The organism is Levilactobacillus wangkuiensis (assembly GCF_016861605.1).
In the GTDB taxonomy this organism is placed as follows: Bacteria; Bacillota; Bacilli; order Lactobacillales; family Lactobacillaceae; genus Levilactobacillus; species Levilactobacillus wangkuiensis.
Window position 1 is genome coordinate 43676 of the sequence record NZ_BOLM01000015.1, and the last position, 20300, is coordinate 63975.

Sequence of the window (20300 nt, forward strand, 5' to 3'; positions counted from 1 at the left end):
CAGACACGTGAGCGACAAGCCTCTGAATTCATTCAGGGGCAATTGACAAGTATGATGGGTGCGGTTGCGTATCAGTGATTGTGAGTGTCACGATTGAGATAGTGATGATTCGGTTGTTGATTGGTGTTATTACATATTGAGTTAGTTCTGGTAGTTTGGGAGTGGCGGTATTGATTTGGCTCGTTAGACATTCTCTCGCCAATATATCCCGGTCCTGGCGGCCTCTGAAACGTGTTCCACAAGGCAGCTCCTTCCGCTTAGCACCATTAAGAAAATAACCCAAGCCCGGGGTTATTCCCTTAATGCCACTAATGCTCGGGAGCTAATCGCCTTGTTCCACACTCTTAACCCAAAAATCCCCCGTCGCGACGTACGACGGGGGAACAGTTTATTTCATTTATGAAGGTTGGAACTGTTTGTGAAGCTTAGACTAGTCGGCGACCACGTTACCAACGCGGGCGTAACCAACAGCGTGCCACCATGGGGCGTGAACGGCTTCGGTCACAACACCACGGTTTTGGGAATCGATCATCCGACCGTTACCAACGTACAAACCAACGTGGGAGATAGAACGCTTAGACCCACCGAAGAAGACCAAATCACCCTTCTTGATGTTCTTGTAGCTCACGTGCTTGTACTTGTTGTATTGGGCTTGGGCAGTCCGTGGAATCTGCTTAGAAGCACCCTTCTTGTAGACGTAGCTGGTAAAACCAGAGCAGTCAAAGCGGGAAGGACCAGTTGAGCCCCAACCGTAAGGCTTACCTAATTGCGCTTTGGCAACCTTGTGGATTTTGTCGTAAGAGATGGTGCTGTCAGCTTGGGCGGTAGCGGGTTGGGTAATAGCAAACCCGGCAATAGCAAATGCGATAGTGGCCATAACAGTCAATACGATATCAGTAAACGTCTTCTTCATAAATGTAAACAAACTCCTTAAGTTTTATTTTTTAGTAGTAAGTGTTACTCGTTGCGAATCAACATGCTTAATACTATCAGGGAGTTGTTACAGAAATGTCTCAAAGCAGTATCAATCGGATTAAAGTGAAAATTAAGTTTTGCAATATAAGTCGTTAATCAGCGGGATAAGCGTGCGGAAAATGCCGGTGGGCCGCCATTTCAGGGGTCAAAGTGATTTGTTGCAGCCGGTTGGTTGTTCGTGACATAAAGAAATATGTCAGCCGGGTTAAATCGATAATTCCCCGGTAATGGGTGTAATTATGGTTACCTTGATTGCGACGAGCGGGGTCGTACGGCAAAATAACGGCCGCTAACCAGTCAAAAAGTTGGGTGACGGTGGCATCGGTTGTGGCAATCGTGGGGGTGCCCCAGCGTTGAACGGCCATATGGATGAAGCGCCGAGTGGGAACCGGGCCCGCGGGGAGTGGCGCGCCACTCGCTATGTAGGATTTCGCGGCGGTGATGGTAGCCGGCGTGAAGTCCGGACCGGGAACGCCGAGAAAGTCGTTGAGATTTTGCAGGTGGGTAGCTAAGACCGGGGTGTTGGTCAGAACCGCAGCCGCATCGGGTTTAGCGGTCAGGGGGCCGCCAGTGGGTTCGATGACCAACGTCTGCCCCGACCGGTCACTGAGAATCCAGTGGAAGGGGTAGACGTACTTGTCTGCGCCCCATTTGCGACCGACGAGGGTCACGTGGGGCAGGTCAGCTACGACCTCGGCTAGCGTGGCATGCTCGCCTAAGACCCAGTTGATGAAATCCTGGGGCGTCAGGTTTGCGTGGCCAGGGATCGGGTCGTCGGCGTAATCGACGGCACCGGGCAGGTAGAGTTCGGCACATGTGAGACCGTTTTCATTTACGCCGTCGGCCATCAGGTACGCGGAAAAGTCCGCCGAGATGCGACCGCCGCCCAGTAAGGCGTAACGGGTGGTACGCGTGGTATTCAGGGCCGTTTGCCACCGGTAGTGCCTGGGCAGGAAAACCGGCCGCCAGGGTGTGGTCGTGGGAAAATCCATGGTTCGCCCAAAAAAGTGGTGGCCTGTCGCGGCCGTATAGGTTAGACTAGTACACACAAGGGATTCCTCCTTATATAAGAAATTGACTTCAGTATACCATTGAAATTGGCCGGGACTGTGGCTTGTATTCCCGGCATGAATCTCGTAAGCTATTAGAGAGAAGATTTACCCGAATTTTGCGGCTTAACTCTGGAAGGGAACTGGGAAAATGAAATCGACATGGAATTTGGTGGGGATGGCACTCTGGCTGCTCGTCCTCGTAACGCTGGTCTGGATGGTCCACGACATGCGCGTGCGGCGGATTCGCCTCATTGTGAAGGAACACCACAGTTTTTCGTGGCGGAACTTTACCATTTCAACGATTGAGCTGGTCGTTTGGCTGTTGTTCTTCGGGGGGATGAGTTACACGACTTTCTTCCAAAACGTCAACCAATTGGGCGACCGGGTCAGTCAGACCACCCGTTACGAACCACTGGTCATCAATACCGGGAGTGGCAGCGGGTCCGCGTACTACGTGACCGTGAACAACAGTACCGGGAAGAAGCCCGTACAGACCTATACATACCTGACCGAAGGGGAAAAATACCAGGTCAGCAGTACCGATGCGACCGTTTCGGCGGGCAAGAAGGCCATTAACCTGCCTGCTTCGGCGTACAAGTGGAACACCAAACAGGTGGCCAAGTATGATCAGCGGCACCAAAAGGCCTGGGTCGGCGTCATCGAAACGACCTACAAGAAGTCCTTCGTTAACGGCATTGGCCTTCACGCGGGTCGACTCGCCAACCGCTTCACCTTGATTCGGATTCCGGATCATTCGTTTATGATGAGTGAATAAAAATATCGCCTATAAATCCTTGATATAACGGGATTTATAGGCGATTTTGTTTTCTCTACGTGATTAGTCGGTTTTGGTGAACGACTGGATGTCTTTCGTGTTGGCTCTGGCAGTATTTTTATACCAGATTTGGCGCGACCAGCAAAAGCCAAAAAAATAAGCCTTCCCTCAAACTTTAGCAGGTTTGGGAAGACTCGCAACATGAGTTGAACCTAATCGGCTATTGCCCTTTTAACGGCTAGCTAACATCTGAGAAGCTGGTGTACGACCACCAGCTTCTTTTTGATTGACTGTAGTATAGCATGAAACTTTAGGATTAGCAGGTAATTTCTCTTAGTAGATCAGAACCAGAAAATGGTATAAACGGTATCGACCAGCAGCGTTGCGTAGGCGAAGACGACCATGTAAATTTGAAAGACGGTACCCAGCCGGTTGACCCGAACGTGGGTGGCCATTAGTAGGTTGTTTTGCCGGTAAATTTGGCGCAGTTGGCGTTTGGTCGAGAACATTCGCCATTGCGAAAGCCCAACGGCGATGGCAAAAATCGCAATCAGACTCAAGACGGCAGTCGGTGAGCCCACCCCAGGGAACATAACGATCCACAACATTGGCAAAATAACGGCTGCGAGAAAGATATATGAAGATATTTGTATCCGGGGTCGGTAGGCGTCGTTCACGCGCTTCTCTGCCGGATGTTCTTGGAAAAATTGGTCCTGCGCAAGGGTGTGACGGGCGAGGTCCTGGACGCTGACGTCATATTTACCCGTTCGTAAACGGTTGTAAACGTGAATCAGGTAAAGCGTCAGGATGACAAAGATGACAACGAAAACGGCATAGACGATGAACACGGTTAGTAAACCCGTAAGCATGGGTGTCCCTCCTAAATGATTTAACAACTTATATTATAGGCGTCATAGCAGATAGAAGAAACTAGGGAACTAAAAAGTCCGCCGGCAACAAAGCCAACGGACTAGGGGTGTTTAAATAGTGTGGTGACACCGAGGTGACCTTATTTCTTGATGACTAAGGTCTTGTTCCCGGTGATGTAAGTGCCATTGGTGAGAACCAGCCGAGTGGTCAGGTTGTGCTTCTCAATCCGCTTGATTTTTAGCGTGGTGCCACGCTTGTAGTGCCGCACCTTGCCGCTCAAGTTTACCTTATGGTAGGCGTTGAGACCGTGATTACCGATGACGCGGATAGTCTTGGGGTTGGTGTGGTAGTAAGTGTTACGGACAAAGTTAGCATTGGCCGTGATGTAGCCGGTGCGACCATCAAGGGAGCGGACACGGTAACGGAGCCGTCCAGCATTGGACCGGGCGTAACCGGTGACGACAAATTGTGGCCGATTTGGCCGAGTCTGCTTGGCGTACCAGTGTGCCCGCGTAGCCTTGGTGAAGGTTGGCTTGTTGTAGAGCGCAATCTTCTTGGTCGCGTAAACAGCTGAGCCCTTGACGGCAGAAACTTTGGTGGTGTCGGCTTGGTCAGCGGCGCCAGATGTCGTGAGGGATGCGCTACTACTGGTTGTGGTAGCTGGAGTGGTGCTTGAAGTGTTGCTGGTGGTGCTTACGTTGTTTGAAGTACTGCCAGTGTTACCTGAAGTCTTGGTACCGGGGTGGTCACTTGGTGTGCTGGTATCTGGGTCCTTGGTGTAGTGGTAATTGACTGTGGCGGTTTGAGCAGCAGTATCACTGGTGCTCGTTGTGGGAGTCTTAGAATCAAGCGTATATCCTTTAAGTTGAACGTTTAAGGCTTTCAGGCCACTCATTGCGGCATCAAACAAAGGTGTGCCAGCGTCAAATCCGGTATCGACTGTTCTGGTTTGAATGGTCTTAGTTGAATCTGTTGTGTCATAGAAGTTCAATGTAATTTTTACTGGTTTTTTATTTGATTCAAAAGTCATTTTGGCTGAATCAAATTTCATGTAAAAGTTATCTGTATCAAGATGGTAACCGGAGTAAATACCGTAATACACGACGCCTGTATCTGCATTAATAATAATGTTGTCTATCATCTTATTTATGCCCGTTGAAATATCGGCATCAGATGAGAGCTGGGAACCATCGTCAAAGTAAAGCGGGTAGCGATCGTCACTGGTACCACCTGTATAAAGATTGCCATACGCGGCTGATGTTCCATATGTGGATGCTAATTTAACCACATCTTTACTGTTGGATATACTAGTCGTTTCAGAGTTGTTCGCAGTAACAGAAGACGTGTCCTGAGAATTGGCACTCACATTAGTAGTTGGTTGGTTAATCGATGCAATCAAAGTAACTGAAAATAGCAGGAATGGAATGGTCCAAAGTCTATTTTTCATGATTCATACCCCTAGTGTATTTATTTGGTATTTAAAGTATAAGTCGTAAAATAAATAATAACAATATAAGCCGTCAATCGTTTATAATTTGCAATAAAAACCAAAAAAAGCGGGACAATTTGATTGGAATTGTCCCGCCAGAATTAAGCGTCAATGTTTAGTGATTGCAAGCTATTGAATGAGGTTAAAAGTCGTTCGGATCAGCCGCAGCCGGCTCGTAGTCGTCCATCTGCGTATCACGGTAGTCCCACCACTCGTTCTCGTAGCCGAAGAAGCCGGCTTCCTGCATGGCCCGGTCTAGAATTTGGTAATGCTTTTCCTGAGTCGCAGTCCGGGGATGGTCCCGGTGAGCGGCCACGGTGAAGTCGTCAAACGGCGTCTGCATTTCCAATTCATTGCCGTCGAGGTCACGGAGTGTCAGGTCAAAGGTCACGCCCTTTTGATGGGAGAAATTGGGGTTGGGTTTGGCCACGAACGAAGGGTCCGGGTAAACGTCATACAATTTTTCTTGCGCAGGGACAGGACGGTAAGCGTCCCACACCTTTAACCGGTAGCCCTGTTCACGCAGTAGGGCACTAGCCTTGGCGAGCTTCTTCGCCGTGCCGGTCCGCGCGATGGCGGTCGTGAAATCATAAATCACGTGATGGGTAAAATTGTCAGGGGTGGCATAGCGCAGGTCGACCAGAATGCTGGGGTCCAGCGCTTGAACGTTGGTAAAGCCAGTTTCGAGTTGTGTCATGGTGCACCTCCAAGTGAATTTATGCTGTTGGTTGTAATTGGCACTTTATGAGTCAAAGGAACACAACCAAAGTAAGTGTCAGCATAGCTGTTGTGACCAGTATACCGGGTTTCAGAGGGGAAAGCTTGTGAAGTGGCTTGGGAAAACCTGGTTAGGATTTTAACGAGGATTATCGACCAAATGCCACTAATTATAGTAGTTGAACGATTGAGCGACTAGTGGCGTCGGCCATTTTCTTTAACGCCAACCAGGGGAACCGGAGGCAGTCAGGTGCGGAACTCTGTGTCGGTGGTGTTGGCCGGGTGATTTTCCCGGCCTTACAGCACGGGCCGTCGGCGAGACTTGCGGGCTGGGCAAGGCTTGGCGACGAGGTTGGAGACCGCTTCCCAGGCTCCGGCCGTGCCCCACAGGGTGGAAGTACCTGACTGCCGCAGGTGGACCGGTCAATTGCGCGCAAAAAAAAACGGCCGACTCCCTAAGGAGGTCAACCGTTAGTCGGGAAACACGAAAGTCACTCAGCTCTCGCACATCCCATTTTACGCGTTTTACGATATTTTCTAAGCAATATTTCTCGGTTGGTTAACTCACTAGCCAATCACCGGGCATGTTCCAAATGATCCTGGGCGTAGATACCGATATCGGCCACGTGAATCGTGCCGGCGTGCTGCTTGCCAATCGTGGTCAACAGGCCAATCTTATTGTAGGCCATGGTGGTCGTACTGTCGGCCACGACCGCAACGCCCATGACGTCGCCGGTGTCGGCGTTGATGCCCGAAGGCACGTCGATGGCCACGGTCTTGGCGTCCGCCGCGTTAATCGCATTGATGGCGTCCGCAAATTTACCAGTGACCTCACGCGACAGGCCCACGCCGAAGATGGCGTCGACGATGACGGTGGCGTTGACCACGTGGTTCAGGTCGTTGGTCACGGGAATACTGTAGTAGTTCGCAATTTTTAATTGTTGGCTGGTTTGCGGTGTTGCCTTGTCGGGGTTGCCCAGCAGGTAGATTTCCACGTCAATGCCGCGAATCTTGAGTAGGCGGGCGACCGCGATACCGTCGCCACCATTGTTGCCGGTAGCGGCCACGACCACGACGCGGCTCAGGTCGAAGTCGTCATTTAAAATGTTGTTGAAAGTTGCCAAGGCGGCTCGTTCCATCAGGACTAGCGCGGGGATGCCGATCACGTTGATGGTGTGGGCGTCGTAGCGCTGGGCCTCGGCAATGGTAATGGCTTTACTCATAAAAATCCCTCCTTAGTAGGGAAAGGCGTGGCTAGTGGGATTCGGACTGCTGGTCACGGAGAACACGTGATGAAAGTAGTTGGAGCTGATTGGTAATGTTGGCGTAGTCAAAGGCGCTGTCTGGCGGCGTGGCGTCCTGCCACCAATCGTGGAGGACGGCGATGGCTTGCTTCACCAACTCCTGGCCGTCAGCGGTGAGTTTGAGACGCCGGTTGCGGCGGTCATCGGGGTCGGTTTCTTTTTGTAGTAAAGACAGGCTGACGAGGTGCTGGACCATGCGGGCCATTAAGCCCTCGTCGACCGCCATCGTCCACGCGGCGCGCCGTTGATTGAGCTGGCTGGTTTCGGAGACCAGCACTAACAAATAAAATTCGGTGATGTTGACCGGCATCTTGTCGGCCTCCAGAATCTGGTTCATTGCCCGCTGAAACTGCCGGTGGAGGATGGCCAGGTTCGTGGTAAAGTCTAATATCGAGTCTTCCATGAGTCGCCCCACCTCCTAGTTTACTTAGTCATGTCCGGTACGCGGCACGTTGACAGGGCCTCCGGGCTGGTGAAAATGAGGCCGGTTCGCGGTGGGCGCCCGTCCGGAGCCAAAGAGCGGTCTCCGGACTTACTTTGTGCCTCTGAGAAGCGAGTCACAAAGCTAGCAATTCCCTAACCGGCGCTGCCGCTAAGGGAATTCCCACGGCTGAGCTCATTTTCACCAGCCCTGCGGCGAACGTTGACATAGCCCAACTGTCCAAACTGAATGAGAGACTTAAATCTAGACGGTTGCCGGTACCAAAACATAGTCGTTCATATACCCTTAGTTTACACCAGATTGCGGAGAAGGATAACGCTTTGACTCTATTCTTTGCCGGAACGTGCTAGAATAGCAATAAAACTAATTATAGGAGGCAACAAATATGATTATCCAAGTACCAACCGATATGGATGAGGTGCAGATGCGCCAGCTTCAGCTTAAACAGCAGGGAGAGGACGTGAGTGAAGACGTCATCATCCGGCAGGCCGTCCTGGATATTTTTCAAAATGTGCTCGACCAAATTGAAGACGGGCACTACGATACAGCGGATTGGGCCGGGGAAACCCTGACCGTTACCGACATTAATGGTGATCAGACCGCTGTGGTTAAGCCCCAGGGCGACTCGTTTGTGGCCGATTTCCGCGAAAATTCAGATGCCGCAGAGGACTATTTAGAACAACAAGCCATCAAAGCTTCCGGCGCCCGATAAAATTATTTGGTCATTGGACTAATTTAGGACTAAAATAAAGACGTAGCGCGCCCTTAGTGTAATGGATAGCACATGAGATTTCGGTCCTCATGATCCGAGTTCGACTCTCGGGGGGCGCATCGCGTATTTAGGTTAATTAGTCGTCTAAGAGAACGAGTCTCTGCCTAATATCTCTAACAACGGAAAGTGCGACTGACTTTTTTGGATGGGATATTGGCTGAGGCTGGTTGTCTTTTTATTGAATTGAGAGAGAAGCCCGCATCTTACGCTAATAACATGACATGGGCCAGAGTAGTACACAAAAGTGGCCAGCTACAATTAAGTAGCTGGCCACTTTTGTGACTCATAATAACTAGTTTTCGGCAGTACCTGAACTAGCGACCGGGCGAACCGACCTTTCCTTAACTCTGAATGTTACTAGTTCATATCAAGATAGTCAATTTAAAATTTCCGTGTTTGACCCTCAACGGTGATCCGGTCGCGGCCGCCTTCCTTGGAGAGGTACAGGTAGTGGTCGACCCGCTTGAACCAGCTGTCAAAGTCCAGGTCCGCCGGTTCAAGCGCAGAAATACCGACCGAGACCGTCACGGTTAACTTTTGCCCGTTAACGTGGACCGGATGTTCCTCCAGCGTATTGCGGATAGCCGTCACGATGGTTTCGGCGGCGCTAGGTGACTCGTCCTCGAAGATAATGACGAACTCTTCGCCCCCGTACCGGAACAACTCGCCCGTGTCGGTTTGCCGGGTGAGCGCCTGGTTAAAGTGTTGTGCGACGTGCTTAAGGACGGCATCGCCAGTGAGATGACCGTACTCGTCGTTGAAGACTTTAAAATGGTCGATGTCAAACATCGCCATGGTAATCGGCTTCGCGGGGTGCCGCTGGTAAACGCCGAAGACGCCGACCGTGGTCGTATCAAAGTTGGCCCGGTTACGGACACCGGTCAGCTCATCGTAGTTAGCCGCCTGACTGAGCCGCGCAAAGTGGGCAATCATCAGGTTGACCCGGGTCACGAAGACCCGAATGATCCACATGTAGAGGATGAAAATCACGAGCACGTTGCTCGCGTAAAACCAGTGATACGGCAGGACTGACCAGATGATCACACACCAAGCCAGGCCGTATAGAAATTGTAATAAGAGATAACGCCATTCAGATTCCAATGCCAGGGCCTGGTGCCGGCTGATGTAGCCGACCACGCCGCTCAGCAGGAGAAGCATCAAGACGAAGAGCCACCATAGCCGCGGACTGGAACCGAGGTAGAGGGATTGGCCATAAAAGACTAATGGCATCAGTAGATTGACCAGGGTCACCGCCAGCGTTTGCATGGCATAGAGGCTGAACAACAGAATAATCAGCTGGGCAATCACATAGCCCCAGTCAGCCACACTCCCACCATTTAGAGCCCAGAAGGTTTGGCGCAACAGGACGACCCCGCCGATGACGATGGCGGCTTCAATCAGATGCACGCCCACGGTGTAAGCCCGTGACCGACGAATGGTACGCTGGGAAACCAGGTAGGTCATGACCATCATCAGGGCAATCAACCCGATAGTAATCAGGGCCATAATGACCGATTTTATATTAAATAGATCCTGAAAAAAGTTTTCGAGAATTGACATCAATTCACCTGCTCAAAGAACTGTTCTAAGTACAGCCTTAAGCATACCATAAATGGGGAGAACGGTTTCGCTGATTAATAAATATTTCGTCAAAATAGTGGCCATGTTGGAGAGAGTGAGGGAAATATGCGCGGGCAAACCCAAAAAGCCGCTAGCTGTAGGACTAGTGGCTTGGGAAAAATAAACGGGCGCGCAAAAGAACACTATCGTTATGTAAACGGTTACGTTTTTGTAAACGTTAATCTGATTCGAAGTGAAAGGACCCCCTAGGTTAAAAATGAACGCTTGTGTCAGTGACTAGAGGCGGGCCAAAGTGGCCAGCTGTGTCGGTGGTCTTAACTGAGTGAATTTCTCAGTTTAGAGCACGGGACGACCTTTGAGACCGACCTTTGGCTCAAAGGCGAGGCCCCAGACCGCCTCTCAGGCTGGAGCCGTTCCCCATAGCAGGCCACTTTGAGCCCGCCGCCGGGAACGAAAGCCAAGGACCGCTAGTTATTTTTAACCGGCCCCAGGTTGAAGGGGACGTTGTTCATATGCAGCTCCTGCAACCGCTGCTCACCCCAGTCGTACATGCTGTCGATGATTGGCAAGAGCGACTCACCCAGTGGTGTCAGGGAATAGGCCATTTTAATGCGGGGACCGTCCTCTTCCTCTCGGCTGATCAAACCGTCTGCGACCAACTCCTTGAGTTTCTTAGCGAGCTCCTTGTGCGACGTGTTAGGGAGTAGCGTTTGTAATTGATAAAAATAATAAGTCCCTTCGTGGCCCAAATGGTAGATGATGTTCACCTTCCATTTACCACTAAACATGGCTAGGGTGAATTCCTTGCGACAAGTGTAATCGCCGTTCTTCAGCCTTTGCCGAACGAGTTTACGAACTGTATCAGTCACGTGAAGACCTCCTTTGACGGACCGGTAACTAAAAAGTGCGTTATTGTGGGACAGCCGATTAGGGCTTAAGCTAAGTGTATCAAAGTTTAGGAGGAAAAATCATGACAAAAGTATATTTAACTGCCCAATTCCCTGAAGTTGCCCTGAAACAGCTGCGTGACAATCATTTAGACGTTGAGAGTTATACCGGCGATGGCTTGATTTCACACGAAGAGTTACTGGCCAAGGCCGCCACGGCTGACTTCTTGATCACCACGTTATCCACGTTCGTTGACCGGGAGATTATCGATGCGGCACCGAAACTCAAGTTGATTGCAAACTTTGGCGCTGGTTTCAACAATATTGATAGCGCTTACGCCAAGGAAAAAGGCATTCTCGTGACGAACACACCCAAGGTTTCGACGAACTCGGTGGCTGAATTGACGCTTAGTCTGATTTTAGCCCTGAGTCACCGGATGGTCGAGGGTGACCAGCAGATGCGCACCGTGGGCTTTCCTGGCTGGGCACCGCTCTACTTCCTGGGTCATGAAATTACCGGCAAGACGCTGGGCATCTTTGGCTTAGGCAGTATCGGGAGCGAAGTGGCGCGCAAGGCCGGCAGCCTGGGGATGAAGGTCAGCTACTTCTCCCCACACCGCTTGGCTAGTGCGGATGAAGCAGCCCTCAACGTGACCTACCAATCTTTTGATGACCTGGTTAAGAGCAGCGATTTCATCAGTATCAACGCACCGCTCACACCAGAAACGAAGCATCAATTTAATGCCGAAACATTTAAGCAGATGAAATCAACGGCTGCTATTATTAATGTGGGTCGGGGACCAATCTTGGATGAAGCCGCGCTGTTACAGGCCTTACAAACGAAGGAAATTGGTGGCGCTGCGCTGGATGTTTATGAAAATGAACCGCAAGTCGACCACGGCTTCACCACGCTAAAGAACGTCATTTTGACGCCCCACATTGGTAACGCAACGGTGGAAGCTCGGAATGCCATGGCCGACATCGTGGCCGGTAACGTGATCCTGATGGCTAAGGGTCAAGATCCGAAGTATGTCGTCAATAAATAAGTATTAGACAAGTTATGAGACCCGTCAACTTTCCTAGCGGAAGGCTGGCGGGCCTTTTTGTCGTGGACTGGTTTTTAGTTTAATTCACTTCCACCACCGCTATTCGACAAATTCTGTCGGAATGGGTTGCTAAACTGAGGTCAGCAAATGCAGTTAGCCCAGCAATGGAAAGGAGTTTTGTGAAATGAAACCCACGTATGTCCCAATCACCGACCGCGAAAAAATGGTGATTGGTTTGTTAACCGTTAGTCAAAGGTTGTCCGGTACGTTACCCACGTCGGCCGAGTTTGAGTCCAGCCTCAAAGTGTTGGGAGTGGCACGCACGGAAGCGTTTATGGCGACCGTCGACCGTTTGTTTCCAGCGATGGGGGTGCGCCGATGACGGGGCTTCACCCGACTATCGCAACCGGGTCGGCCGTATTTTTAACAAATTTTTCAGGACGACATATGGTGTCGCGGGTGGTCGGTATACTGAAAAGTGACAAATCAATCTGAGGAGGATGCGCGATGACAATACCCAAAATTCAAGGCGATGTGAACAAATTCATCCGGCATCACGATCTTTATCTGAACTTCGTGACCCAACAAACGAGTCGGGGCGAATCAATCGAGGCAGACGGGGAAGGCACACTGCTGACGCGGGGGATTCGGCGATTCGGTCAGGCTCATAATCGGTTTCAGCTGTACAACGAGAACGGTGAGGTGTACGTGGGCCCCTACCTCACGTCGCAGGATTTACAGCGCACCCTGGCGCAGTTCATGGCAAATGGCGTGGGCAAACCGGCCTCACGGTGGGACGCCGAGTTGGGAGTCCTGGTCTTTCTGATTCACGAGTTGAACCAGCAGGGGTTCGTGGTCACCGGGGGCGTGCAAGAAACCCAACATATCTGGCAATCCACCAACGATCGCTGGGTGGCGCACGAAGTCCTGGAGGCTAACGGGGAAGATTGGCTGGCCAAAATGTCGGATCAGACGGACTTCTTACGACCGAGCGACCTGCCCAAAGTCCTGCTGACCACCACGGGCGACTACTACGCCGTGCGTGATCAACACGGCAGCGTGGTGATTGACAACGTGCCGTTACAAAAATTGGTGAGCGTCTTATTAGGTCTCCGGCTCGGCATTCCCGCCTGGGCATTGACGTCCTTATTGTTGGTGCCACGGGTTTCCACGGAGTCGTTTGCTGATTCGCAGCTAGTGATCACCCGCAATCAGTGTTCGGTTCCCCTCGAAGTTCAGACGTTGGCGGACTTTGATGCGGTTGCGGCGTTGCCAATCCTGCATGATCGCCAATATCAGACGTACCAGTACCAATTTGATACCCCACATGAGCAGTTGGGTGACCCGATGACGGCGTCTGTTTTTGGCCAAATGACGTCATTTATTTATCACGGCATGCCCCTGCGCGACTTGACCGCCGATGAGAATCTGACCGCTTGGCTGGCCGACTTGGCGTCTAGCGCGGGCATGCAGATTTCTCTGCGCCAGCAACGGCAAGTGCACCAGGCAAGAGTGGAAGCGCTGATTGTGACGGACGGGATAATCAACAAGCTGCAGTTAAAGGAAAATGACGAGCAACGGGGTGAAATCGAGACGGTCTACGACGTTTACGCCGGGGATGCAGACGACCCGATCATGTACGATTTAGAATTTGATGAACTGGTGACGGCCCTATTGGTGGTCGGCCAGATGCAAGGGATTTTGAAATTTCCAAACTAATTAGGAGGCGGCATTTATGAAGGGACGCGAACGCGCGGTTGACGTGCTGATAAAGTTATTGGCGGGTGAAAAGATTACAACGGATACCAATGGTAAGGAGACTTATCAGGTCTCTGAACGAAGCCTGGAACGGGATACGAAGCTCATTCGGGAAACACTGGCGGACAACGACTCAGCCTATCAACTACAGCAAAAGGGCAAGACGTACTGGTTAGCAAAGGACGGGGCGCTGTCGGCCGAGGAAATTCTCGCGCTGTTAAAAATTGTGATTGGGACCCGGTCCCTCACCCGAGAAGAACTGTTGCGGGTCAAGGACAGTTTGCTCGACCTGGTCGCCGATAACGAACGGGGGTCGATTCAGAAATTGATCAGTAATTCACTGGTTCATTACACGCCGTTATTTTCCAATGGCGATAAGGAGATTTTGCCCTGGCTAAAGGACTTCGCCGACTGGGTCAGCCACAAGACGCCGATTAAATTTCATTACCGCAGTAGTGTGCCCGATGCGCAGGGCCGCGCACTCAGCAAGCCTGGTTATGGCGTGCCGTTGAGCATTTATTTCGCCGATTTCTATTTCTATGTGGTGATGTACATTCCGGAAATAAATAAGAGTCTGGTGTATCGCTTGGACCGTTTCCAAGATGCCCGCACCACCCGTGCCGTGGTGAAGGTGCCTGGCGATAAGAAAATTGATGAAGGCGCTTTGCGAAATAAGACCTACTTGTTGAGCGGTGGGACGGATATTCCGTACGAGTTCCGCTACTGGGGTTACCCGCAAACGGCGCTGGACAAGCTGCCCAACTCTCGCATCACCGAGTGGAATCGCGAGGACGGTAGCGTCACCATTAAGGGGGACCACCTGGCATCACAGGGGGCGCTGCTGTGGGTGCTGAGCCAGGGCGCTCAGATTCAGGTGGTGGCACCACAGTCGTTGGTGGATTCCGTCAAGCGCGAGCTCACGAAAACCATGAGTTACTACGACTAAACGGGTCTCGAGTTCGCCTACAGGGCGGCGCCAACCTACTGGAACGGCTGTGGGCGGACGTCTGGAGCCGAAGGGCGGTCTCCAGGCTTGCTTTGAACCTCAAAGGCCGAGTTTCAAAGACACCAATTCTCTAAGTGGTAAAAATCACCACTAAGAGAATTCCCACGGCTTAGCAAGTTGGCGCCGCCCTTCCGCCTGACACTGGTTTAGGTCGTCACTGTTGGTTAATGGTTAAAAGAGCAGCGCCTTACCAGTCGACAAGAATGGGGCGGAACGCTGTGGGCAGGACGGCCGAAGCCAAAGAGCGGTCTTCGACCTCGCTTTGAGCCTCTAAGGGTCGAGTCTCAAAGTCGCCATTTCCCTGTCGCCGGTCCCCGTCAACAGGGAAATCCCACGGCTGACCCCATTCTTGCCGACTTCACGGCTGACACTGGTTTGAATCGTAACTAGTGTTTCTCTTGAACGGTTTCGGCTTGAATGCGATTTGATCTTGAATACGACTTACTGTACAAATTATGCCGCAAATTAATGCCAATAAAACCGTTATGTTGGGTGATTCAGTGGCCTGCATAACGGTTTTGTATTAGCACCAAACGTACAAAAACTGGCCCGGGAGTTTGTCCCGAGCCAGTTTCTATTATTAAATTATTTGGTGATTTCAACCAACTTATTGTGGACGTCTTCTGCGTTCCAGTGGCCGTTGGCACCTGAGTAGTGCTGGATTTGAGCGACCGGGCGCTTGGCGAATTTGGTCAGTGGTGCGGCGGTCTTGCCGCCCATGGCAATCAAGGTGGCGTCACTTGGCACGCCGAGTTCGTCGAGGTGGCTTTCCAAGTCGACCACGTCAGCGGCAGTGATTTGGACCTTGGTGCTGTCGCTTTCAATTGTACCTGACAGGTCGGTCATGAAGGCGCCCCAGGCTGGCGTGTCGTAAGCAGCGGCGGCCAAACGGTAATCGAGGCTCTTCTTTTGACCATGGAAATTTAAAAAGTCGACGTCGGCTGGATGATCAACAGCGGCGTTGCCGGGGTTCATGCCTACGAGCACAAATTTGCTGGCTTGGAGGGCGGCGCCTAAATCGCTAGGTAATTCAGCGGCTGGGAACGTTTCGGGTTGGTAAGCGGCGCCAAAGGCTTGTTCGCGTTCTTTGGCAGTTTTGCCGGCTAAGGATTCAGTGGGAACGGACCAGATGGCCCAGCTATCAACGTTTGAAAATGCTAAGTTTGTCATGGATATCGACCTTTCTTTTGTCAGAGACGAACACTTAATTTTGTCACGTAAGTAGGACAGATAGGACATTCGGGGCGAGTTCACGGAGGTCGTGTTTACATTTAGTGGACTAGACGATTGGCTTTTTTCCTTCACAACCCCTCATTTGTGAGTCGCAACCTTGCCTATCTGATGGTTCTAGCATAGCATTCGGGGGTGTCACATAATGTCGTTTGGGTGAGATGGGAAGGAGTTGTCCGGAAAGTTTGTAAAAGTTGTGTAACGAGTCGAGAAATCCGTTGTTGCTTGCGAATTTTAGTGCCGAGACCGGTATACTTAGGGTATACATCAGCGTTTCGAGGAGGATGCGGGCAAATGGATTACCAGCAATTGAAATTGGGCAAGCATGGGTTACCAACGTGGGATGCCCTGGCGCCAATCGTTTTGAAATTAGCGGAGCAACGAGCTGAATGGCGTGGTCGCGCGTTGAATGCCGCGGTCGCCAATGCCTTATTTCTGCCGACAGCACTGCGCCAATTGACCTATCCCAACCAGCACAATATTATTGAAGATCGGGCGGGCTGGGCAGTTAGTGAGCTGACCACCGCCGGACTCTTGCGGCGTACCCGGCGTGGGTTTTATGAGGCGACGAGCTTGGGAAGCAAGTTAGTACATGGGAATCAGTTAGTTGATGGAGCCTTGATTCATCAACAACCTAAGTATATTCAACATCAACGGGATCTGCAGGAACGACAAACCCGTAACCAAATTAGTCCAGCGCCAGAATCAGCAGTGGATGAAGCAGAAACAACGACATCCCTAGACCGATTGACCCAACAGGTGAAGGGCTACAACGCGGAGGTGGCCACGGACCTTCTCCAACGAATCCGCGAGTCGGCGCCAGAGTTTTTTGAAAACCTAGTGGTCGACTTGCTTTCGGCGATGGGATATAAGGGGCCGAACGGGTCGGCTTGGGTGACACAACTGAGCAATGACGGTGGTATTGATGGCGTGATCAATCAAGATGCACTGGGAACCAGTACGGTCTACGTGCAGGCCAAACGCTATGAAGCGGAGAATACCGTCCAGCGGCCAGCTATCGATTCGTTTTACGGGGCGTTATCACGCAACCACGCGGACCGGGGTGTTTTCATCACAACGTCAGGCTTTTCTAAAAAGGCGGTCGAAACGGCCAAGGGCTTCTCAATTGTTCTGGTCGATGGCATTCAGCTGACGGAGTTGATGCTCCAGTATCACGTCGGTGTCCAGGTGAAACGTCAGTTTGAGGTATTTGAAATTGATCAGGATTTCTTTGAAGACTGAACACAAAAAAATCCGTACCGGCCCAAGTAGGCTAGTACGGATTTTTACTTACTTCGGCACCGACAATTGACGAATAAAGTTGACGATGGCCGCTGGCTTGACCTTTTGGGCGTCGTGGCCCCAGAGACTGACCAGGGTGCCGTTGGTTTTAATACCAGGAACGAAGGTGCGGTCTTGGTTGAGACCAGTTGCGCTAATTTCGTTGAACAGGTTGGGCCGGTAAGAATCGCGCAGATAACTGATGAAATATTGGTCGTGCGCGGCGTTGCCAATGTACTGGAACTGGTAGTAGGTCGCGTAGCTATTGGCGTTGACGATGCCGCGTTTGGCCTTGACGAGGTCGGTGACGGACACACGCTGGGTGCGGCGGGTCGTTAACTCCTTCGTAGTCGCCCGGTTGCCGGACTGGGACCAGTAATTCACGGTGATATTCTTGTTGAGCTGACTCAGCTGGCTCTTCAGTAGGGAGTCGTTCCAAACGACTGTGGTAAAGCCGCGCTTGTTTTGGGCCTTGTTTACCTGATTAATGTAGGTGATCAGGGATTTGTACATCTTATTCGTCCCGGGAACTTCGTCGGCTCCCAGCAGAAAATCACGTTTGGGCTGCTTCTTGAAACTAGCAGTCAATTCGCCGTACAGCTTATTAGTCAGCGTCACGGACTGTTTCTTGGTGTAATCCAGGGTATGACTGTCTAGTTTGACCTGACGATAAATTTTGGGATGCGACTTCTTGAGCTGGCGTAAAATGGCGCCGCTGTGCGAAGGCATGTCCACGGCCGGGACCAATTGGACGTTCTTACCGCGGGCATAGCTGACCAGTTGTTTCAGAGCTTTGGGTGAGTGGACGGTCTTGGTGGCCTTGTTTTTCAGATATTTAGATTGGAAACTCAAATGCTCGTTGTCACTCAGGTAGAGGACCACGTACGTGAACTTACGGTCGGCCGCGGCCTTGATCATCTGCTTGATGGCACTGGCCGTCATGGGCTTGCGTCCTAAATCAATGAGCAGACCTTGCTGTGTGGGCAGCGTCGATGCTTTGACGGCCGCCTGAGCGGGTGCCGGACGGTTAAAAAATAGAACCAAACTTAATGTTGCCAACAGGATGGTTAACCACCATCGATTTCTTTTGAACATCGCGCGCCTCCTAGCGTAAACGTTTTTTTAGAGTTCCTTTTAGCATAGCGGTTCGAGTGAACTACCGTCAACGAGTTAGCTCGGTGGTCGTCAAATTTCGATGGCTTGGCTTCGAGATTTGATTTGGTGGTGAATTTTGGATGTACATAAAAAAATCTCATTTAATTTTAATTTACCCATTGATTTTTAATAATCACCAGACTATAATACATTTCAATACTTACAAAACGTTGAAGAAAGTAGTAGCGAATCCGTTGGTGCCTAGGGAGTCACGTGAAGTGCAAAGTGACCACCACCTGTTCGTGAAGGTTAATTCTGAGTTCGGTGGTTGAGAAGGCTGCCGTGGTTGCCACCATTATTTGGCTAGCGGATGTCAGTCCGTGATGAGTGTGGTGGCCGCGGCCGTCACAAAAAGGTGGTACCGTTCTACTTGTAGAGCCCTTTTCCCGTAGTGGGAGAAGGGCTCTTTTGACGTTTACGGGTAAAAATTAAGAGTTGGAGGAATTGATGATGGAAAAGACAAATGCAGCACCAAAACAAAGTTGGGGTCAATTATTAGTCGTCAGTTCCTTAATCTTCGGCATGTTCTTTGGCTCCGGCAACCTGATTTTTCCGGTTCATTTAGGACAGATGGCCGGATCGAACTGGTTCATGGCCGCCTTGGGATTCGCCATTTCCGGGTCGCTGTTCCCGCTGCTGGCCATCATGGCCGTGGTGGTCACCAAGAGTGACGGCTTGTTAGATTTGGCCCGTCCCGTGGGCAAGCACTACGCAGCCATTTTCTTAATTTTAGTCCACCTGACGATTGGGCCGTTCTTCGCCACACCCCGGACGGCCGCGACGGCTTACGAAATGGCCGCGGAACCCTTTATTCCCAAGGATTTTTCGACCATTGGCATGTGGCTCTTCACGGGGGTTTTCTTTGCCCTGACCTACGTCGCCGCCACGCACCAGGGCGCGTTACTAAAAATCGTGGGTAAATACCTTAACGCCGGGTTCCTGGCGCTATTAGCTGTCGTCTTCCTGGTAGCCTTTCTCAAACCCATGGGTGGCTTGACCCAGGCGCCGACCGCGACCTATCAGGCCAATGCCACGATTGGTGGGCTGCTCGAGGGCTACAATACCCTAGATGCCGTCGCACTGTTGGCGTTGAGCGTCACCTTGATTCACGCGATTCGCGGGCTCGGGTACCACGGTCGTGAGCTGACCAAGTTAACCGCCAAGGCCGGTCTCATCAGCATTTCACTCGAAGTCCTGATCTACTTCGGCTTGGTCCTCTTGGGCGCCCTAAGCATGAGTCAGTTAAAGCTATCAGCCAATGGCGGGGTGGCGTTGTCCCAAATCGTGGGCCATTACTTCAGTCGCGTGGGCACGCTGTTGCTGGGCGCCTTAGTCACGCTGGGTGTGTTAACCACGGCGATTGGGCTGGTGTCCTCGTTTGCCCAGGATTTCCACAAGCTATTTCCCAAGGTCAGCTACCGGGCCTGGTTGCGGGTCACGACGATCCTGTCCTTCCTGGTGGCCAACGCCGGTTTGGATACGATCATCAGCTGGTCGTTGCCGGTTTTAATGCTGATGTACCCGCTGGCCTTGGCGTTGATTCTGCTCTCACTGACGGTGTCCAAGCAGCCATACGCGGGTACGGTCTACAAGGTCACGATTGCCTTCACGGTGTTGCCAGCCGTGCTGGACATGCTAAATAGTGCGCCGGCCATGATTACGAGTCTGGCACCGATTCAAGTGGCGCTCGGCCTGTACCACCAGTTCATCCCGTTTGCCAGCATGGGTCTGGGCTGGTTGGTCCCGACGCTGATTGGGTTTGCGCTAAGCTTGATTTGGAGCCGCTTGCGCTTGGCCGGTCAACGGGGAACGTTGCCGGAGCGGGAACGGTTTTAGGCGAGTAAATCAAATTCCGAAGAAAATCCTGTCAATTTTGATGGGATTTTTTTCTACGTCTTGTCAAGAAGAATGTTGATGTGCTGGTCTTTTAAATGGTTAAGATGGTTTTGAATTCACTATC

The 20300-nt window shown here is 51.5% G+C and carries 19 protein-coding genes and 1 tRNA gene; 9 read left to right on the forward strand and 11 right to left on the reverse strand.

The window, feature by feature from the left end; translation table 11 throughout:
* Positions 1–430: 430 nt before the first annotated feature.
* Positions 431–913, reverse strand: coding sequence for a C40 family peptidase (locus JUF13_RS10455; protein WP_203639643.1), 483 nt, complete (start codon positions 911–913; stop codon positions 431–433).
* 154 nt (positions 914–1067) lie between these two features.
* Entirely contained in the window at positions 1068–2024 is a 957-nt protein-coding gene (locus JUF13_RS10460) for a linear amide C-N hydrolase (RefSeq protein WP_203639644.1), read from the reverse strand.
* A gap of 151 nt (positions 2025–2175) precedes the next feature.
* On the opposite strand from JUF13_RS10460, the gene JUF13_RS10465 reads away from it, so the two are divergent.
* Positions 2176–2802 (forward strand): LVIS_2131 family protein, encoded by a 627-nt coding sequence (locus JUF13_RS10465; RefSeq protein ID WP_203639645.1) that lies wholly within the window; start codon positions 2176–2178, stop codon positions 2800–2802.
* A gap of 341 nt (positions 2803–3143) precedes the next feature.
* Here the strand turns inward: JUF13_RS10465 and JUF13_RS10470 are convergent, their stop codons facing one another.
* The 5 genes from JUF13_RS10470 to JUF13_RS10490 all read right to left on the reverse strand — a co-directional run bounded on the left by JUF13_RS10470 (position 3144) and on the right by JUF13_RS10490 (position 7585).
* On the reverse strand, positions 3144–3671 hold the full coding sequence (locus JUF13_RS10470) for a hypothetical protein (protein WP_203639646.1): 528 nt from the start codon (positions 3669–3671) through the stop codon (positions 3144–3146).
* A 140-nt stretch (positions 3672–3811) separates the two neighbouring features.
* Positions 3812–5119 (reverse strand): DUF5776 domain-containing protein, encoded by a 1308-nt coding sequence (locus JUF13_RS10475; protein ID WP_203639647.1) that lies wholly within the window; start codon positions 5117–5119, stop codon positions 3812–3814.
* Positions 5120–5303: 184 nt separating this feature from the next.
* Complete coding sequence (locus JUF13_RS10480; RefSeq protein WP_203639648.1) at positions 5304–5858, reverse strand: M15 family metallopeptidase; 555 nt, start codon at positions 5856–5858, stop codon at positions 5304–5306.
* A 595-nt stretch (positions 5859–6453) separates the two neighbouring features.
* Positions 6454–7101, reverse strand: coding sequence for an NAD(P)H-hydrate epimerase (locus tag JUF13_RS10485; protein WP_125765202.1), 648 nt, complete (start codon positions 7099–7101; stop codon positions 6454–6456).
* Positions 7102–7132: 31 nt separating this feature from the next.
* Positions 7133–7585 carry a MarR family winged helix-turn-helix transcriptional regulator gene (locus JUF13_RS10490; protein WP_203639649.1) on the reverse strand — a complete coding sequence of 151 codons (453 nt, stop codon included), beginning with the start codon at positions 7583–7585 and terminating at the stop codon, positions 7133–7135.
* Positions 7586–8009: 424 nt separating this feature from the next.
* Here JUF13_RS10490 and JUF13_RS10495 point away from each other — a divergent pair, with 424 nt between their 5' ends.
* The gene (locus JUF13_RS10495; protein WP_203639650.1) at positions 8010–8336 is read left to right on the forward strand and encodes a hypothetical protein; all 327 of its coding nucleotides are present in this window, start codon (positions 8010–8012) and stop codon (positions 8334–8336) included.
* 47 nt (positions 8337–8383) lie between these two features.
* Positions 8384–8455: transfer RNA gene (locus JUF13_RS10500), tRNA-Arg, on the forward strand.
* 322 nt (positions 8456–8777) lie between these two features.
* On the opposite strand, the gene JUF13_RS10505 is transcribed toward JUF13_RS10500, so the two are convergent.
* Together JUF13_RS10505 and JUF13_RS10510 are read right to left on the reverse strand one after the other, a co-directional pair.
* Positions 8778–9956, reverse strand: a complete 1179-nt coding sequence (locus tag JUF13_RS10505; RefSeq protein ID WP_203639651.1) for a GGDEF domain-containing protein — start codon at positions 9954–9956, stop codon at positions 8778–8780.
* 488 nt (positions 9957–10444) lie between these two features.
* Positions 10445–10846, reverse strand: coding sequence for a winged helix-turn-helix transcriptional regulator (locus JUF13_RS10510; RefSeq protein WP_203639652.1), 402 nt, complete (start codon positions 10844–10846; stop codon positions 10445–10447).
* Positions 10847–10947: 101 nt separating this feature from the next.
* Here JUF13_RS10510 and JUF13_RS10515 point away from each other — a divergent pair, with 101 nt between their 5' ends.
* From JUF13_RS10515 to JUF13_RS10530, 4 genes are all read left to right on the forward strand, one after another.
* Positions 10948–11910 (forward strand): 2-hydroxyacid dehydrogenase family protein, encoded by a 963-nt coding sequence (locus tag JUF13_RS10515; RefSeq protein WP_203639653.1) that lies wholly within the window; start codon positions 10948–10950, stop codon positions 11908–11910.
* Between the two features lie 184 nt (positions 11911–12094).
* Positions 12095–12292, forward strand: coding sequence for a hypothetical protein (locus JUF13_RS10520; protein WP_203639654.1), 198 nt, complete (start codon positions 12095–12097; stop codon positions 12290–12292).
* Positions 12293–12417: 125 nt separating this feature from the next.
* A complete protein-coding gene (locus tag JUF13_RS10525) occupies positions 12418–13629 on the forward strand; it encodes a hypothetical protein (RefSeq protein WP_203639655.1) in 1212 nt (403 codons plus the stop codon).
* A 16-nt stretch (positions 13630–13645) separates the two neighbouring features.
* On the forward strand, positions 13646–14614 hold the full coding sequence (locus tag JUF13_RS10530; protein ID WP_203639656.1) for a helix-turn-helix transcriptional regulator: 969 nt from the start codon (positions 13646–13648) through the stop codon (positions 14612–14614).
* Positions 14615–15259: 645 nt separating this feature from the next.
* On the opposite strand, the gene JUF13_RS10535 is transcribed toward JUF13_RS10530, so the two are convergent.
* Positions 15260–15844, reverse strand: coding sequence for a hypothetical protein (locus JUF13_RS10535; protein ID WP_203639657.1), 585 nt, complete (start codon positions 15842–15844; stop codon positions 15260–15262).
* A gap of 354 nt (positions 15845–16198) precedes the next feature.
* Between JUF13_RS10535 and JUF13_RS10540 the strand changes: the two genes are divergently transcribed.
* Complete coding sequence (locus JUF13_RS10540) at positions 16199–17146, forward strand: restriction endonuclease (RefSeq protein ID WP_203639658.1); 948 nt, start codon at positions 16199–16201, stop codon at positions 17144–17146.
* Between the two features lie 48 nt (positions 17147–17194).
* On the opposite strand, the gene JUF13_RS10545 is transcribed toward JUF13_RS10540, so the two are convergent.
* Positions 17195–18280, reverse strand: coding sequence for a family 20 glycosylhydrolase (locus tag JUF13_RS10545; protein ID WP_203639659.1), 1086 nt, complete (start codon positions 18278–18280; stop codon positions 17195–17197).
* Positions 18281–18790: 510 nt separating this feature from the next.
* Between JUF13_RS10545 and brnQ the strand changes: the two genes are divergently transcribed.
* Positions 18791–20176: a branched-chain amino acid transport system II carrier protein gene (brnQ, locus tag JUF13_RS10550; RefSeq protein WP_203639660.1), complete on the forward strand. Its 1386-nt coding sequence runs from the start codon at positions 18791–18793 to the stop codon at positions 20174–20176.
* The last annotated feature ends 124 nt before the right edge of the window (positions 20177–20300 follow it).

What these genes read in the sequence shown, in the direction of transcription:
- JUF13_RS10455 (WP_203639643.1), bottom strand. Translation starts at nt 913, where the DNA reads ATGAAGAAGACGTTTACTGATATCGTATTGACTGTTATGGCCACTATC.
- JUF13_RS10465 (WP_203639645.1), top strand. Translation starts at nt 2,176, where the DNA reads ATGAAATCGACATGGAATTTGGTGGGGATGGCACTCTGGCTGCTCGTC.
- JUF13_RS10470 (WP_203639646.1), bottom strand. Translation starts at nt 3,671, where the DNA reads ATGCTTACGGGTTTACTAACCGTGTTCATCGTCTATGCCGTTTTCGTT.
- JUF13_RS10475 (WP_203639647.1), bottom strand. Translation starts at nt 5,119, where the DNA reads ATGAAAAATAGACTTTGGACCATTCCATTCCTGCTATTTTCAGTTACT.
- JUF13_RS10480 (WP_203639648.1), bottom strand. Translation starts at nt 5,858, where the DNA reads ATGACACAACTCGAAACTGGCTTTACCAACGTTCAAGCGCTGGACCCC.
- JUF13_RS10485 (WP_125765202.1), bottom strand. Translation starts at nt 7,101, where the DNA reads ATGAGTAAAGCCATTACCATTGCCGAGGCCCAGCGCTACGACGCCCAC.
- JUF13_RS10490 (WP_203639649.1), bottom strand. Translation starts at nt 7,585, where the DNA reads ATGGAAGACTCGATATTAGACTTTACCACGAACCTGGCCATCCTCCAC.
- JUF13_RS10495 (WP_203639650.1), top strand. Translation starts at nt 8,010, where the DNA reads ATGATTATCCAAGTACCAACCGATATGGATGAGGTGCAGATGCGCCAG.
- JUF13_RS10505 (WP_203639651.1), bottom strand. Translation starts at nt 9,956, where the DNA reads ATGTCAATTCTCGAAAACTTTTTTCAGGATCTATTTAATATAAAATCG.
- JUF13_RS10515 (WP_203639653.1), top strand. Translation starts at nt 10,948, where the DNA reads ATGACAAAAGTATATTTAACTGCCCAATTCCCTGAAGTTGCCCTGAAA.
- JUF13_RS10520 (WP_203639654.1), top strand. Translation starts at nt 12,095, where the DNA reads ATGAAACCCACGTATGTCCCAATCACCGACCGCGAAAAAATGGTGATT.
- JUF13_RS10525 (WP_203639655.1), top strand. Translation starts at nt 12,418, where the DNA reads ATGACAATACCCAAAATTCAAGGCGATGTGAACAAATTCATCCGGCAT.
- JUF13_RS10530 (WP_203639656.1), top strand. Translation starts at nt 13,646, where the DNA reads ATGAAGGGACGCGAACGCGCGGTTGACGTGCTGATAAAGTTATTGGCG.
- JUF13_RS10535 (WP_203639657.1), bottom strand. Translation starts at nt 15,844, where the DNA reads ATGACAAACTTAGCATTTTCAAACGTTGATAGCTGGGCCATCTGGTCC.
- JUF13_RS10540 (WP_203639658.1), top strand. Translation starts at nt 16,199, where the DNA reads ATGGATTACCAGCAATTGAAATTGGGCAAGCATGGGTTACCAACGTGG.
- JUF13_RS10545 (WP_203639659.1), bottom strand. Translation starts at nt 18,280, where the DNA reads ATGTTCAAAAGAAATCGATGGTGGTTAACCATCCTGTTGGCAACATTA.
- brnQ (WP_203639660.1), top strand. Translation starts at nt 18,791, where the DNA reads ATGGAAAAGACAAATGCAGCACCAAAACAAAGTTGGGGTCAATTATTA.